The sequence below is a fragment of the Sediminicola arcticus genome, from assembly GCF_040566695.1.
Taxonomy (GTDB): domain Bacteria; phylum Bacteroidota; class Bacteroidia; order Flavobacteriales; family Flavobacteriaceae; genus Sediminicola; species Sediminicola arcticus.
Genome location: NZ_JBEXAE010000004.1, coordinates 265,025 through 280,910, shown reverse-complemented (window position 1 = coordinate 280,910; position 15,886 = coordinate 265,025). Strand labels below are relative to the sequence as shown.

Below are 15,886 nucleotides of genomic sequence, written 5' to 3'. Positions count from 1 at the left end.
TTAAAAGTTTCCGATTCTTATAATATCTGCAAAAATTCCTGATGCAGTAACATCCGAACCAGCGCCTGCGCCCTTAATGATCATAGGTTGGTTGGGATAGCGGTCCGTGAAAAACAGTACGATATTGTCACTACCCTCTAGATTGTAAAAATCGTGGCCTTTAGGAATTTGCTGAAGCCCTACGCTCGCTTTTCCGTTTTCAAATTGGGCTACGTATTTAAGTTTGCAATCTTTTTCATTTGCCTCTTTAAATATTTTTTGGAACGATGCCTCATATTTTATAAGAGATGCAAAGAAATCTTCATTAGTTGTGGTAGCCAAACTTTCTTCGGAAAGGAAGGATTGATTTTCAATGTCTTCAATATCTAATTGGTATCCACTTTCTCGGGCTAGTATTAATATTTTTCGCATGACATCAATTCCACTGAGGTCAATCTTTGGATCAGGTTCAGTATATCCTTCTTTTTGGGCTTCCAGAACTATATCACGGAAGGTAGTTTGGTCGTTAAAATTGTTGAAGACAAAATTTAAACTACCTGATAGAACGGCCTGTATCTTTCTTACCTTATCTCCAGAGGCAATTAGATTTTTAAGGGTGTCAATAATTGGTAATCCGGCCCCAACATTGGTCTCAAACAAAAATGGTGCATTGTATTTACGAGCCATTTGTTTTAGTTCCAAGTATTTGTTGTAATCCGAGGAACACGCAATTTTGTTGCAGGTCACTACGGAGATGCTATTTCTTAAATAAGCAGCATAGCTATCTGAGATGTAGGAACTTGCTGTGTTATCTACAAAGATGCTATTGCGATAGTTCAGGGAATTTATGGTTTCAAAGAATTTGTTGCTATCCGCTTTCTCCCCTTCGGCCAGAACGGTTTCCCAATGTTTCAGGGAGATGCCATTTTCATCAAAAGCCATGGTCCTTGAATTGCTAATTCCAATCACCCGAATATTAAGCTTTAGATACTCTTTTAGGTATTTTTTTTGTTGTTGGATTTGATTTAAAAATTTGGCGCCTACATTCCCAACTCCCATGACATAGAGATTCAATTGTTTAATATTCTCTTCAAAGAATTCTTCATGTAGGGCGTTTAATGCTTTTTTTACATCACCCTTACGTATAACTGCAGATATGTTTCTCTCGGAGGCGCCTTGGGCAATTACACGGATATTTACATTGTTCTTGCCTAATGTGCTGAACATTTTACCGCTAAGGCCTTGGTGACTTTTCATATTGTCACCAACAAGGGCTATGATAGCGAGGTCTATTTCTAGAATAACGGGTTTTATTTTGCCTAGGGAGATCTCATATTCGAAGGCTTCATTCACAATGGTAACTGCTATTTTTGCATCATCAGATGCTATACCAACACATATTGAATGTTCTGAGGAAGCCTGTGTAATAAGAACAACGCTTATGCCTGCATTGGAAAGCACTTCAAAAAAACGTTTGGAGATACCTGGAATACCAACCATCCCTGAACCTTCAAGTGACAAAAGTGCAATACTTTCCACATGGCTTATGCCCCTTACTGTTTTCCCTTTTTCATTTTGATTCTTGGTGATCAAAGTCCCGATAGCATCAGGGTCAAATGTATTTTTAATAACTATAGAAATCCCTTTGGACAAGACGGGCTGTATCGTTGGAGGGTATAGCACCTTGGCCCCAAAATGGGAAAGCTCCATTGCTTCTTCGTAAGAGATATGGGGTATGGCCATAGCTTGTTTTACAATCCTAGGATTTGCGGTGTACATGCCACTGACATCTGTCCATATTTCCAAAACCTCGGCATTAATAGCGCCCGCCATTATAGCTGCCGTAAAGTCAGATCCTCCCCTGCCTAAGGTTGTTGAATTTCCATTTATGGAAGAAGCAATAAATCCGCCACATACCGTAATAATATGGGGAACATCCTTAAAGAATTCAAAACAGTTGGCATTGGTCAGATCAAAATTCACAGCTGCCTTCCCGTGATTATCATTGGTTTTAATAAGTTCCCTGCTATCCTTATAACCCACATCTAATTTTTCTGAAGCAAAATATTCGCTGATGATATAGGAGGATAGTAACTCACCATAACTAACAATCTTATCGGATAATTTTGGGGTGATTTCTCCAATTAAGAAAGCACCCTCCAAAAGGGTTTCCAATGTATTCAGTTCGCTTTTTACTTTACTGAGTACCTTACTTTGTGATTGTACAGGGATAAGCTCTTTTATAGTTTGTATATGACGCTCCTCTATTTCCTTTAAAAAGGTCCGGTATTCCTTGTTTTGATCTGAAGCTAAATTTGCTGTGGTCAGAAGTAGGTCGGTTATTCCCCCGAGGGCAGAAACGACTACGACTATTTTTTTGCCTCCATTTGAAGAAACAATATTTTTTACCTGCGATATGTTTTTGGCGTTGGCTATTGAAGTACCACCGAATTTTAGAACTTTCATTATGGTATTAAATTAAAATGAAACTTATTGATGAGATAAAGTAGAAAAGAGACGGACGAATATAAAGAGGTTTACCCCAAAGGGGTGATGGTGGTTGTGGCTATGGTCGTTGCACAACCAATAGTATGCAGTGCAAAAGTTAATTTTAGGTCCGTTTTGTAAGTGTTCATTGATCTGATAAAGTCTCAAATGTAGTATTTTTGGATAGGTAATCAAATGATTGGGAATATTTTTACCAAATCATCAACTTTTGTTAAATATTATTAGTGAATGAAGATTTTAAACGCACAACAGATATACGAAGCTGATAAAAACACAATTGCTAATCAGCAGATTACAAGCGACGAACTCATGGAACGTGCCGCAACCCAATTATTTAATTGGATGCATTTACGACTTCAAGGGGCACCCGTTAAAATTCAATTATTTTGTGGCATAGGAAATAATGGAGGAGATGGTTTGGTCTTGGCAAGGCAATTACAGAAACACGGGTACCTGATTAACGTACATGTTGTTAATTATAGCGAGAATCGATCCCATGACTTCCTATTAAATTTAGACAGATTAAAAGAGCGTAAAGTTTGGCCTAATTTTATTGGACCAAAGGATGAATTACCTAAAATAGATAAGGAAGATATCATCGTAGATGCCATTTTTGGAATAGGTCTCAATAGAGCTCCTGATGATTGGGTCACAGAGATCATAAAGCATTTGAACAATTCGAAGGCTTTTGTACTTTCAGTGGACATTCCGTCGGGACTATTTGTTGATAAGGCACCAGAAAATGGAGACAGTATTGTTAGGGCAAATCAAGTATTAAGCTTTCAGCTTCCCAAATTAATTTTTTTCTTGCCACAGACGGGAATTTATAGTAATCAATGGGAGCTTTTAGATATTGGATTAGACCAGGTTTATTTAAACGCTGTTGAGAATGAGTATGAACTTATAGGTAAAAATGAAGTTTTACAATGGTATAAGCCTCGAGAGAAATTCTCCCATAAGGGTACATACGGGCATTCATTGATTATTGGAGGTAGTTATGGAAAAATAGGTGCTGTGCTATTAGCTTCCGATGCATGTTTAAATACAGGTAGTGGTTTGGTGACCGCCTATATTCCTACCTGTGGATATATTCCTATGCAAACAGCTTTGCCCGAGGCAATGGTAATTACAGATAGCACTGAAAAAATGGTTTCAAAGATTCAGTTTGATATTATACCTACCGTAATTGGTTTAGGAATAGGTATTGGTCAGAATGAAGTTACGGTAAAGGCCTTAAAAGAATTTTTAAGCACCAACAAGATCCCTTTGGTGATAGATGCAGATGCTCTTAATATAATCTCTAAGCATAAAGAATTTTTAAAAATGATTCCCGCCAAATCGGTATTAACACCACATCCAAGAGAATTGGAAAGACTGATAGGTAGTTGGAAGGATGATTTTGAAAAATTAGAAAAAGCAAAAGCCTTTTCTATAAAGTTCAATTTAATTGTGGTCATCAAAGGTGCTCATACCATTACCTTATGTGATGGAAAAGGGTATGTTAATACAACGGGTAACCCAGGGATGGCCACTGCTGGAAGTGGTGACGTCCTCACTGGGATGATCACAGGGTTGATAGCCCAAGGGTATGATTCCTTGAGGGCTACTGTTTTTGCAATATATTTACATGGAAGATCGGGGGATCTGGCAGTGGAAAAATGCGGTTATCAAGCGTTAACCGCTTCTGAAATCATAGATTTTATAGGTGATGCCTTTCTGGATCTTTTCAAAGTCCAAGAAGTATCTGATCTGAAGGAAGATACAGAATAAAAGTATTCTATTTATTTCCTACCCGCTTTTTTACCCAAGCTAGGGCGTTGTCATATTCTATAAAAAACTTCATAGGTTTTTTATAGAATAATTTTTCGATCTTAAAATTGTGCATGTCTATTTCCTTTATGGAAACAATTGCAAATGCTTTAAGATTATCTAATTCTCTAAGATAATTGTAAACCGTAGGGTCAATAGCATAAGAGTTTTGACGAAGGCTTATGTATCCAAAAGCCTTATCTCTAAAGTGAATCTCAGAAATGCCAATAATTTGAAAAGCCCTTTCAAGGGTCATTGTTACGCCTTCCTCAAAAATGGCGACCATGTAATCATCAAATACTTGTACAATTCCTGTTTCTAATTGGTATTCCCTTACGATAATAGTCTTCTTAGTCTGTCCGACTTTCATTTCGTATTATTTATAGTGTTGCTCGGATACGAAAGTAATTGAAGGCTTGTGTATTGTGAAAAATATTAGATTAAGAGCTTAAATATCGTTTATTGTGTGCTGTATGAACCATAGTTGTCTTTTTTTCTTACGTCCTATATTTTAAGCACAAAAAAAGGAGTCGATTTATTCGACTCCTTTTAAGTTTAAATTCTTACAAATTTTAAGTTTTGGAAGATTCCTCGGCCTTTTTTATTTCTATGGTTAACTCTTCCTTTTTCTCATCAAGGTCCATATAAATACTATCACCCTCGTTTAATTTGGAATTAACGATTTCTTCTGCAAGTGCATCTTCAATATATTTCTGTATAGCCCTTTTTAGAGGTCTAGCACCATACTGCTTATCGAAACCTTTTTCTGCAATATAGTCCTTTGCCTTGTCTGTTAGGTTCAAGTTATATCCAATTTCCTTGATTCTTGAAAACAACTTGCGAAGTTCAATATCAATGATTTTGTGAATATCTTCCCTCTCTAGAGGATTAAAAACAACAACATCGTCTATTCTGTTAAGGAATTCTGGAGCAAATGCTTTCTTTAAGGCATTCTCTATAACCCCTTTTTGGTGTGAGTCTGTTTGTGATTTCATTGCCGAAGTGCCAAAACCAACCCCTTGACCAAAATCTTTCAACTGTCTCGCCCCAATATTGGATGTCATGATGATGATGGTGTTACGGAAATCTATTTTTCTTCCCAAACTATCAGTTAAAAATCCGTCATCTAAAACCTGTAAAAGCATATTGAAGACATCTGGGTGAGCTTTTTCTATTTCATCAAGAAGAATTACAGAATAAGGCTTACGTCTTACTTTTTCAGTTAATTGTCCTCCTTCTTCATAACCTACATATCCTGGAGGAGCTCCGACCAATCTAGATATCGCAAATTTCTCCATATACTCACTCATATCAACACGTATCAACGCATCTTCTGAGTCAAATAATTCTTTAGCCAATACCTTAGCCAATTGGGTTTTTCCTACCCCAGTTTGACCAAGGAATATAAAGGAACCAATTGGTTTATCAGGATCTTTTAATCCGGCCCTATTTCGTTGTATAGCTTTTGCGACTTTTGCCACAGCTTCATCCTGACCAATTACATTAGATTTGATTAAGTTAGGCAGTTCAGCCAATTTGTTAATCTCTGTCTGTGCAATCCGGTTGACAGGAATACCGCTCATCATGGATACCACATCTGCCACATTGTCTTCCGAAACCGTTTCTCTATGCAATTTGCTATCCTCTTCCCATTTTTCTTGGGCTATGCCCAAATCTTTTTCTAATCTTTTCTCATCGTCTCTGAGTTTCGCAGCCTCTTCATAACGTTGTTTTTTAACAACACTATTTTTTAGGTCACGAACATCTTCCAACTGTTTCTCAAGTTCAAGGATTTGCTTGGGAACATCCATATTAATAATGTGGACTCTAGATCCCGACTCATCAAGTGCATCAATAGCCTTATCCGGTAAAAACCTATCGGTCATATAGCGATTGGTTAATTTTACACAGGCAATAATAGCCTCATCTGTATAGATTACATTGTGGTGGTCCTCGTATTTCCCTTTAATATTTTTCAGGATTTCTATGGTTTCCTCAACGGTTGTTGGTTCAACAATCACCTTTTGGAAACGACGTTCCAATGCCCCATCTTTTTCTATATACTGTCTGTATTCATCCAAGGTAGTTGCGCCAATACATTGGATTTCACCCCTTGCTAATGCTGGTTTAAACATGTTGGAAGCATCTAAACTTCCTGTAGCCCCACCGGCACCAACTATGGTATGGATTTCATCAATGAATAAAATGATGTCATCATTTTTTTCCAATTCGTTCATCACTGCTTTCATTCGCTCCTCGAACTGTCCACGATACTTCGTACCCGCTACCAAGGATGCAAGATCTAAGGTGACCACTCTTTTGTTGTAAAGAATACGAGATACTTTTTTGTTGATAATCCGCAGTGCTAGACCTTCGGCAATGGCACTTTTACCAACACCAGGTTCTCCTATCAACAGCGGATTGTTCTTTTTTCTTCTGCTTAATATTTGTGAAACCCTTTCGATTTCTTTTTCCCGTCCTACTACGGGATCTAATTTATTCTCTTCGGCCATTTGGGTAAGGTCCCGCCCAAAATTGTCCAATACAGGAGTTTTGGATTTTTTATTTCCTTTTTGTGTGCTCGAAGTACTGCCAAATGTGCCTTCTTTACCTTCGTTGCTCTCATCTGAGTCGTTGGGGAAAGATTCAGCTCTTGGAGTATCTATGTAATCATCATCGCTCGTTATCATAGATTTGAATTGTTCTTTGACGCCATCGTAATCTACTTTGAGCTTATGAAGTAACTTTGTTGTTGGGTCGTTTTCATTTCTCAAAATGCAAAGTAAAAGATGGGCAGTGTTAATAGAAGAGCTCTGGAATAACTTAGCTTCCAGAAACGTAGTTTTTAGGGCACGCTCAGCCTGTCTAGTCAAATGTAGATTCTTTTTATCCTTTTGTATGTTGCCTGGGTTAGGATTGGCGGGACTTAGTATTTCAACTTTTCTTCTTAAGTGGTCTAAATCTACATCTAGTGCATCCAATATGCTTATTGCCTTCCCATTTCCATCTCGCAAAAGGCCAAGCATAAGATGCTCTGTTCCAATGAAATCATGGCCCAACCTTAATGCTTCTTCTTTACTGTAGGCAATTACGTCTTTTACCCTTGGTGAAAAATTATCATCCATAAAATATTCCTTTCTTCATTAAAAATAGTAAAACTAACACTATCTAAGGCAAATACCGTACCCATATTTTAATAATACATTACGAAGTGACAAAAAAAAGGATTATTTACAAAAAAATTAACAATCAAATTATCAACTAAATCAACCAGTCAGAGTGTTAATAAATTATTGGATAAAGTATCATTAATATGCCATGTAAACTTTGATTTTCCGTATATTGGCATGATTTTTTAACCAATTAGTATATACGATTTTTTAATATGGCGGAAGGGGAAAAGTTAATTCCAATCAACATTGATGATGAAATGAAATCAGCCTACATTGATTATTCAATGTCGGTCATTGTGTCACGTGCCTTACCTGATGTAAGGGATGGTCTAAAACCAGTACACCGCAGAGTTTTGTTCGGAATGCACGAATTAGGGGTTAGATCAAATAGTGCACATAAAAAATCTGCGAGGATTGTGGGTGAAGTTCTAGGTAAGTATCACCCACATGGGGATACTTCAGTTTATGATTCAATGGTGCGTATGGCTCAGGAATGGAGTTTGCGTTATATGCTCGTTGATGGTCAGGGTAACTTTGGATCCGTCGATGGCGATAGTCCGGCAGCAATGCGTTATACGGAGGCCCGTATGCGTAAGATTGCAGACGAAATGTTGGCAGATATAGAAAAGGATACCGTAGATCATCAGCTTAACTTTGATGATTCTTTAAAGGAACCCACCGTGCTTCCTGCTAAAATACCAAACTTATTGGTCAATGGAGCTTCTGGGATAGCTGTTGGTATGGCTACAAACATGCCACCACATAACCTATCTGAAGTTGTTGATGGAACTATTGCGTACATCGATAACAATGATATTGAGATTGATGAATTGATTACGCATATTAAAGCACCGGATTTCCCTACAGGAGGAATTATCTACGGGTATGATGGAGTAATCGAGGCTTTCAAAACAGGTAGGGGTAGAGTAGTAATGCGAGCCAAGGCCAATATTGAAGAAGTACAGGGCAAGGAGTCTATTATAGTTACAGAAATTCCTTATCAAGTGAACAAGGCGGACATGATTAAAAAGACGGCCGACCTAGTCAATGATAAGAAGATAGAAGGAATTTCCAGTATTCGTGATGAATCGGATAGGAATGGGATGCGTATTGTTTATATTCTTAAAAGGGATGCGATACCAAATATTGTGCTCAATACCTTATATAAATACACCTCTTTACAAACCTCTTTTAGTGTTAACAACATTGCCTTGGTCAAAGGAAGACCACAATTGTTGAATGTTAAGGAAATGATCCACCATTTTGTGGAACATCGTCACGAGGTTGTGGTAAGGAGGACAGAATTTGACCTTAAAAAAGCAGAGGATAGGGCTCACATTTTAGAAGGGCTTATCATTGCCTCTGATAATATAGATGAGGTAATCGCCATTATAAGGGCATCTAGCAATGCAGATGAGGCGCGTGATAGTTTAATCGAACGATTTAAATTATCAGAACTTCAGGCCAAGGCTATTGTTGAAATGCGATTACGTCAACTGACCGGTCTGGAACAAGACAAGTTGCGCTCTGAATATGAAGAGGTAATGACTACCATTATTGACTTGAAAGATATTTTGGCTAGGAAAGAACGCAGAATGCAGATCATTAGAGATGAACTTCTGGAGATGAAGGACAAATATGGTGATTCTAGACGTTCAGAAATCAATTTTGCTGGTGGAGACCTGAGCATGGAGGATATGATTCCTGATGAACAGGTCGTCATTACCATATCACACGCTGGTTATATCAAAAGAACTGCACTTTCCGAATACAAGACCCAAAATAGGGGTGGAGTTGGACAGAAAGCATCATCTACAAGAAATGAAGATTTCTTAGAGTATTTGTTTGTTGGGACCAACCATCAATACATGTTGTTCTTTACTCAAAAAGGGAAATGTTTCTGGATGAGGGTTTATGAGATTCCTGAAGGTAGTAGGACTTCCAAAGGGCGAGCTATTCAAAACTTGATTAATATTGAGCAAGATGATACAGTAAAGGCTTTTATATGTACCCAAGATCTTAAGGATGAAGAGTATGTGAACAATCACTATGTTATCATGGCTACCAAAAAGGGAATCGTCAAGAAAACATCTTTGGAACAGTATTCTAGACCGAGACAAAATGGTATTAATGCCATAGGCGTAAGGGAAGGTGATGAGCTGTTGGAAGCAAAATTGACGACTGGTACAAGTCAGATATTCCTTGGGCTTAAATCCGGAAAAGCTATCCGTTTTGAAGAAGGGAAAACTAGGCCAATGGGAAGAAATGCCTCTGGAGTTAGAGGGGTAACTTTGGCAGATGATAAAGATGAGGTGATTGGAATGGTTTCTGTTCACGATTTTGATGAGGAGATTCTTGTGGTTTCGGAAAATGGCTACGGAAAACGTTCCAGTATCGAAGATTACAGAATTACCAATAGAGGTGGTAAAGGTGTTAAAACCATTTCTATTACCGATAAGACCGGTGGACTTGTTGCCATAAAGAATGTTTCTGATTCTGATGATCTTATGATCATTAATAAATCTGGGATTGCCATTCGTATGAGTGTGGAAGATCTTAGGGTAATGGGAAGAGCCACTCAAGGGGTCCGACTCATAAATATCAAAGGCAACGATTCTATTGCTGCAGTGGCTAAAGTCATGAAGGATGAAGAAGAAGTCGTCGAAACCAATATTAATGATATAGATGTAGAATTAGAGAATGGCACGGCTCTTGATAATTATGAAACCGAAACAGAAGAATAATAAATAAACACACACGATAACTATTAATTACATTTAAAATGAAAACTAAAATTTTAATACTGGCGGCCATATCATATTCTTTGGTCGGTTTTTCACAGAAAAATGAGTTGAAGGATGCTGAGAAGGCTTTGAAATCTGGTGACGCTGTTGCTGCAAAGGCAGCGATTGAAAGTGCTTCGGGCTTGATAGGTGGAGCAGATGATAAAATGAAGGCGGAATACTACCTTTTAAGAGGAAATATTTATCAAGATCTAGCCCAAAAAGGTGATGCTACAGCTTTTGATGTAGCTATAAAAGGGTATAATGATCTTATTGCTTTGGAAGCTCAAACTGGGAAACAAAAATATACAGTAGAGGCTCAGCAAAAACTAACTGCCATTTCTGGTGATTTAGTAAATTCAGCGGTAACGGACAATCAAGAAAAGCGATTTAAAGAAGCTGGCGAGAAATTATACATGAGTTATAACTTGAGCAAAAAAGATACTATTTATCTTTATTACGCTGCAAGTAGTGCGGTGAATGGTGGTCATTATGAGCAAGCTCTTACGTACTATAATGAGTTAAAGGATGTTGGTTATGACGGTAGTGAAATGAAATATACTGCTGTGAATATCGAAACTGGAGAGGTAGAAGAGATGGCTAAAAATCAAAGAGAATTAATGATGAAGGCTGGGGCTTACAAAGATCCAAAAGATGAAAAAACATCTTCCAAAACCTCAGAGATTGTCAAAAACATTGCATTAATTTATACGCAATTGGGACAAGATGATAAAGCCTTAGAGGCTTATAGGGATGCAAGGGCAACCGACCCGAGCGACGTTAATTTAATTCTGAACGAAGCTAATTTGTACTTTAAATTAGGGGATAAGGAAAAATTTAAGGCTTTGATGTCTGAAGCAGCAGAGGTTGCTCCTGACAATCCTGATCTTTTTTACAACATTGGGGTAATCAATATGGAGCAGGGGAATTTAGAGGCTGCAAGGGATGCATACAAGCGTGCTATGGAGATCAACCCAGGTTATGTAAACGCCCAATTGAATTTGTCCACAACGTATGTGAATGAAGGAAACGGGATGATTGATTCTATGAATAAGTTAGGCAATTCAAAAACTGATATCGCAAAATATGATGAATTAAAGAAAAAGAAAGATAGCTTATTCAGAGAAGGGGCTACTGTTTTAGAAGCTGCTTTAAAAATGAATCCGGATAATCAGGGAATATTAACTCAGTTGAAGAACATCTATGGTGCTTTAGGTGACAATGAAAACTTCATGAGACTTAAGAAGTTGTTAGGAGAATAATTTCCAAAGTCAAGTAATAAAAAAAGCCTTCGAATTTTCGGAGGCTTTTTTTATTATATTATTTTTTTAATGACCCTGAGTTGATGGGTGTAGCTCCTGGTTTCGGTATTAAAAATCCCCGTATGGTCTATCCGATCAATTCTTACCTTACCCTGGGCATGGATCACATAGTTGTTTTGCATAATAATACCAACATGGTTAATAATACCATCATTATTGTCAAAAAATGCTAAATCTCCAGCTTCGCTTTCCTCTATAAAACTCAAAGGTTCACCCTGAGAAGCTTGTTGAGATGCTGTACGTAGAAGTTGGTATCCGTTTATTTTATAAACCATTTGTGTAAGGCCAGAGGCATCAATGCCGAAAGGTGTTTTACCGCCCCAAAGATAAGGAGTGTTCAAATAAAGAAGGGCCGTTTCCAATAAAGTGCTCTTTTCGCTGATTCCGCTAATAAAGTTTCCTTCAAAATAATGGGAAATTAAATCTATATTTTGAATTGTAGATCCAATAACTATAGGAATAAGTACTTCAGTCTCTGTGCTAACAAAAGAAACAAGGTCTGAGGTGTTTTTGATATTCGGACTGGTTTGGGCCTGCTGGTACCTTTCTTCTGAAACAAAAAGAAATTGATTGTTACTCACCCATCCTTCGGTAGTGTCAAAGGCAATGCGAATTTTACTCCAATATTTGCGATGTTCTAAAACCTTGAAATGGTCCCCATATAAAAGTTGGGTGATCATTTCACTGACATCGTCGGCAATTGCTCTTACAGGAACAATACTCAGGTGGCAAATACCGTATTGCATAGATTTGCTTTACAGAAATATATTATTTTTTCTCCAATACAATCGCAGAAGCACCGCCGCCACCGTTACAAATAACTGCGGCACCAATTTTGCCGTTATTCTGTTCCATTACGCTGAGTAGGGTAATAATGATCCTAGCACCGGAACATCCAAGTGGATGTCCTAAAGAAACAGCACCACCGTTTACATTTACATTCACATCTGTTAATCCAAGTATTTTCATATTTGCCAGTCCAACAACTGCAAAAGCTTCATTAAATTCAAAATAATCTACCTGGTCTTGCGCTATACCTGCTTTTGCCAAAGCTTTTGGCAGGGCTTTAGATGGTGCGGTTGTGAACCATTTTGGTTCCTGCGCAGCATCGGCATAACTTTTTATTGTTGCAAGTGGCTTTAGGTTTAATTCTTTTGCCTTATCAGCACTCATTAAGACTAATGCTGCTGCACCGTCATTAATAGTCGAGGCATTGGCGGCGGTTACAGTACCATCTTTGGAGAATGCAGGACGCAAGGTTGGGATTTTATCCAATTGAACGTTTTTGAACTCCTCGTCTTCATGCACTATAATAGGCGCTCCTCTTCGTTGTGGCACCTCTACAGGGACAACTTCATTATTGAATTTTCCTGCTTTCCATGCTGCTGCAGATCTCTCATACGATTGTACAGCATAAGCATCTTGGTCTTCCCTTGTAAATTTATATTCAGTAGCACATGCATCTGCACATGTACCCATTGCATTTTGGTCATAGGCATCTACTAGGCCATCCTTTTGCATGCCATCAATTAAGGTGGCGGGTCCAAATTTATGCCCATTTCTCATGTGCACATAATGCGGAATGGAACTCATGTTTTCCATTCCCCCTGCTACAATGATAGACGCATCACCCAAAGCTATGCTCTGAGCTGCTTGCATTACGGTTTTCATGCCAGAGGCACATACCTTATTAACGGTAGTACATGGTACGGTATCTGGAATCCCAGCAAAAATAGCTGCTTGTCTGGCAGGAGCTTGTCCTGTACCTGCTTGAACTACATTACCCATTAAAACCTCTTCGACCAATTTAGGATCCAAATTGATTTTGTCTAAAGCCCCTTTAATCGCTAAAGCGCCTAATTTGGGAGCAGGGATACTGGATAAGGCCCCCATAAAACTGCCTATGGGAGTTCTGGCAACAGATACAATAACTACTTCTTTCATGACTATTTTTATAAATGATATTGCGAAATTAATAAATTAAAGTGCAAAGAACATGGTTCTATTGGTAAAAGCCTTTTTTAAATATATATTTTTCTATTTTTGATGGAGATACCAAAACTTATGAGGAAATTTTTAGGTCGGCTATATAAAAATCAATCACTCATATACAAGTATATTTTATATGCTCTTTCAATTTTTTTGGTGGTATTCTTTTTCCCAAAAGGGGGGAAGTTCAAGTATGAATTCCAAAAAGGAAAACCTTGGCAGTATGATAATTTATATGCCCCATTTGATTTTTCCATCAAAAAAACAGATGAGGAAATAGCTAAGGAAAAGCTAAGCATTCAAAATAATCTTATAGATTATTATGCTTTTGACCAAGACTTGGAAAAGGAGGTCTATTATGCTTTTGAAAGAAAGTTCGACACCATTTTTTCGGGGTATAAATTGAAAATGAAACAATTTACCTCCCTTAAAAAGGTAGGGCATGAAATTCTAGATGAAATTTACACCAATGGGGTTCTTAAGTCAACTGGGATCACCACTAAAAACGCCCTGTATCTAGTCAAGGGCAATGAGGCCCGAAAACTTAATTTTGAGGAATTTTATAAACTTCAAGATATATCAGGTCTTGTGGATAGTGACTTAAATAAAAGAGGACTTAGTAATTATGCCTCGGAGTATCAAGAGCTATTTTTTAATATCATAAAGCCCAATGTATTTTATGATGAAAATTTATCCCAAAAGGAGCTCGAGAATGAATTTTCAGAACTTTCAACTACCCGCGGTAATATAGACGAAGGCAAGCTTATTATTATTAAAGGGGAGGTAGTTGAAGCGGGGAATTTTAAGATTCTTAACTCTTTAAAAGAGGAATATGAATCCGAATTATGGGCGGCCAATAATTATTATTTTATTCTATTTGGATACACGGTCTTAGTAGCTCTGGTCTTATTGATGCTATTGTTGTTCTTAAAAAAATACAGACCAATAATTTTTAGAAATAACACCAAGGTAACATTTATCTTCTTTAATATTTTACTGATGGTGTTTGTGACTACCCTTGTTGTAAAGTATGACGAAACTTATGTTTTTGTGGTTCCTTTGTGTATTCTTCCTTTAATTGTTAAGACTTTTTTTGATGCCCGATTAGGTTTGTATGTACATGTGCTCACGGTACTTATATTAGGGTTTGTGGTCCCCAATAGTTTTGAATACATATTTCTTCAGATTATGGCAGGTATTGTAACTATATTAACGGTATCCGAGCTGTATAAGAGAGCTAATCTATTTATTTCCGTAGCAGAGATTACCTTAATCTATATGGTGGGCTATTTTGCCTTTCATATTATCCACGAAGGTAATTTGGAAAATATAGAATGGTTGGTATTCGGGTTGTTTTTGTTGAATGGAATGATAACGCTTTTTGTGCAACCCTTGATCTACATTTATGAAAAAATCTTCGGGTTGGTATCCGATGTTTCTCTCTTAGAGCTGTCAGATACGAATTCTAAGCTTTTAAAGGAACTTTCCAACAAGGCTCCTGGCACCTTTCACCATTCTCTGCAGGTTGCCAATTTGGCCGAAGCAGCAGCAAATGAAATAGGTGCTAATGCTATGTTGGTTAGGGTGGGGGCATTGTACCACGATATTGGGAAAATGAACAATCCCACCTACTTTACTGAAAACCAAATAACCAATGTTAATCCGCACGATGAGCTACAGCCTTTAGATAGTGCAAAGATCATTATTGACCACGTCATAGAAGGGGTAGAGATTGCAAGGAAAAGTAACCTTCCAGATCGTATTGTAGATTTTATAAGAGTGCACCATGGTACCACCTTGGTCTATTATTTTTATAAAAAACAAATGGAATTAGAAGAAGGGGCTGATGAAAAGGATTTTAGATATCCTGGGCCCATCCCTTTTTCGAAAGAAACGGCTATTTTAATGATGGCCGATTCAATAGAAGCAGCATCAAAAAGTCTTAAAAATCCAACATTTTTGATCATAGATGAGTTTGTGGATAAGATCATTTCGGGTCAAATGAATGCAAATCAATTTTTAAATGCCAATATAACCTTCAAAGAAATTGAGACCATTAAGAAGGTGATGAAACAGAAACTCACTAATATTTACCACCTTAGGGTAGAGTACCCTGAATAGGATTTTAAGGGTCAAAAATATTCCAATAAAAAAAGTCAAAAAATAGTTGCGTTCTAGGATATGAAAAAGTACATTTGCAACCGCATTTTTATATGCGCGATCTTAAAGATTATTGGAGAGGTGCCGGAGTGGTAACGGAGCAGATTGCTAATCTGTCGACGGGTAACTGTCGCCAGGGTTCGAGTCCCTGTCTCTCCGCTTT

9 protein-coding genes and 1 tRNA gene are annotated in these 15,886 nt (G+C 37.6%); 5 read left to right on the top strand and 5 right to left on the bottom strand.

The window, feature by feature from the left end; translation table 11 throughout:
* Entirely contained in the window at positions 1-2,445 is a 2,445-nt protein-coding gene (gene thrA / locus ABXZ36_RS10445) for a bifunctional aspartate kinase/homoserine dehydrogenase I (protein WP_354615463.1), read from the bottom strand.
* Positions 2,446-2,715: 270 nt separating this feature from the next.
* Here thrA and ABXZ36_RS10440 point away from each other — a divergent pair, with 270 nt between their 5' ends.
* Positions 2,716-4,257 (top strand): NAD(P)H-hydrate dehydratase, encoded by a 1,542-nt coding sequence (locus ABXZ36_RS10440; RefSeq protein ID WP_354615462.1) that lies wholly within the window; start codon positions 2,716-2,718, stop codon positions 4,255-4,257.
* A 7-nt stretch (positions 4,258-4,264) separates the two neighbouring features.
* Here the strand turns inward: ABXZ36_RS10440 and ABXZ36_RS10435 are convergent, their stop codons facing one another.
* Together ABXZ36_RS10435 and ABXZ36_RS10430 are read right to left on the bottom strand one after the other, a co-directional pair.
* Positions 4,265-4,666, bottom strand: coding sequence for an STAS/SEC14 domain-containing protein (locus ABXZ36_RS10435; RefSeq protein ID WP_354615461.1), 402 nt, complete (start codon positions 4,664-4,666; stop codon positions 4,265-4,267).
* 202 nt (positions 4,667-4,868) lie between these two features.
* Positions 4,869-7,421: an ATP-dependent Clp protease ATP-binding subunit gene (locus ABXZ36_RS10430; RefSeq protein WP_354615460.1), complete on the bottom strand. Its 2,553-nt coding sequence runs from the start codon at positions 7,419-7,421 to the stop codon at positions 4,869-4,871.
* 260 nt (positions 7,422-7,681) lie between these two features.
* On the opposite strand from ABXZ36_RS10430, the gene gyrA reads away from it, so the two are divergent.
* Complete coding sequence (gene gyrA, locus ABXZ36_RS10425) at positions 7,682-10,213, top strand: DNA gyrase subunit A (RefSeq protein ID WP_354615459.1); 2,532 nt, start codon at positions 7,682-7,684, stop codon at positions 10,211-10,213.
* Positions 10,214-10,251: 38 nt separating this feature from the next.
* Positions 10,252-11,514 (top strand): tetratricopeptide repeat protein, encoded by a 1,263-nt coding sequence (locus ABXZ36_RS10420; RefSeq protein ID WP_354615458.1) that lies wholly within the window; start codon positions 10,252-10,254, stop codon positions 11,512-11,514.
* A gap of 53 nt (positions 11,515-11,567) precedes the next feature.
* Here the strand turns inward: ABXZ36_RS10420 and ABXZ36_RS10415 are convergent, their stop codons facing one another.
* Both ABXZ36_RS10415 and ABXZ36_RS10410 read right to left on the bottom strand, forming a co-directional pair.
* Positions 11,568-12,320, bottom strand: a complete 753-nt coding sequence (locus tag ABXZ36_RS10415) for a C40 family peptidase (protein ID WP_354615457.1) — start codon at positions 12,318-12,320, stop codon at positions 11,568-11,570.
* 22 nt (positions 12,321-12,342) lie between these two features.
* Positions 12,343-13,518, bottom strand: coding sequence for an acetyl-CoA C-acyltransferase (locus ABXZ36_RS10410; RefSeq protein WP_354615456.1), 1,176 nt, complete (start codon positions 13,516-13,518; stop codon positions 12,343-12,345).
* A 120-nt stretch (positions 13,519-13,638) separates the two neighbouring features.
* On the opposite strand from ABXZ36_RS10410, the gene ABXZ36_RS10405 reads away from it, so the two are divergent.
* Together ABXZ36_RS10405 and ABXZ36_RS10400 are read left to right on the top strand one after the other, a co-directional pair.
* Positions 13,639-15,684 carry an HD family phosphohydrolase gene (locus ABXZ36_RS10405; RefSeq protein WP_354615455.1) on the top strand — a complete coding sequence of 682 codons (2,046 nt, stop codon included), beginning with the start codon at positions 13,639-13,641 and terminating at the stop codon, positions 15,682-15,684.
* Positions 15,685-15,798: 114 nt separating this feature from the next.
* Positions 15,799-15,882, top strand: a tRNA-Ser gene (locus ABXZ36_RS10400).
* Positions 15,883-15,886: the final 4 nt, after the last annotated feature.

Coding starts and splice junctions, on each gene's coding strand:
- thrA (WP_354615463.1), bottom strand. CDS start 2,445: ATGAAAGTTCTAAAATTCGGTGGTACTTCAATAGCCAACGCCAAAAAC.
- gyrA (WP_354615459.1), top strand. CDS start 7,682: ATGGCGGAAGGGGAAAAGTTAATTCCAATCAACATTGATGATGAAATG.
- ABXZ36_RS10440 (WP_354615462.1), top strand. CDS start 2,716: ATGAAGATTTTAAACGCACAACAGATATACGAAGCTGATAAAAACACA.
- ABXZ36_RS10420 (WP_354615458.1), top strand. CDS start 10,252: ATGAAAACTAAAATTTTAATACTGGCGGCCATATCATATTCTTTGGTC.
- ABXZ36_RS10430 (WP_354615460.1), bottom strand. CDS start 7,421: ATGGATGATAATTTTTCACCAAGGGTAAAAGACGTAATTGCCTACAGT.
- ABXZ36_RS10405 (WP_354615455.1), top strand. CDS start 13,639: ATGAGGAAATTTTTAGGTCGGCTATATAAAAATCAATCACTCATATAC.
- ABXZ36_RS10410 (WP_354615456.1), bottom strand. CDS start 13,518: ATGAAAGAAGTAGTTATTGTATCTGTTGCCAGAACTCCCATAGGCAGT.
- ABXZ36_RS10415 (WP_354615457.1), bottom strand. CDS start 12,320: ATGCAATACGGTATTTGCCACCTGAGTATTGTTCCTGTAAGAGCAATT.
- ABXZ36_RS10435 (WP_354615461.1), bottom strand. CDS start 4,666: ATGAAAGTCGGACAGACTAAGAAGACTATTATCGTAAGGGAATACCAA.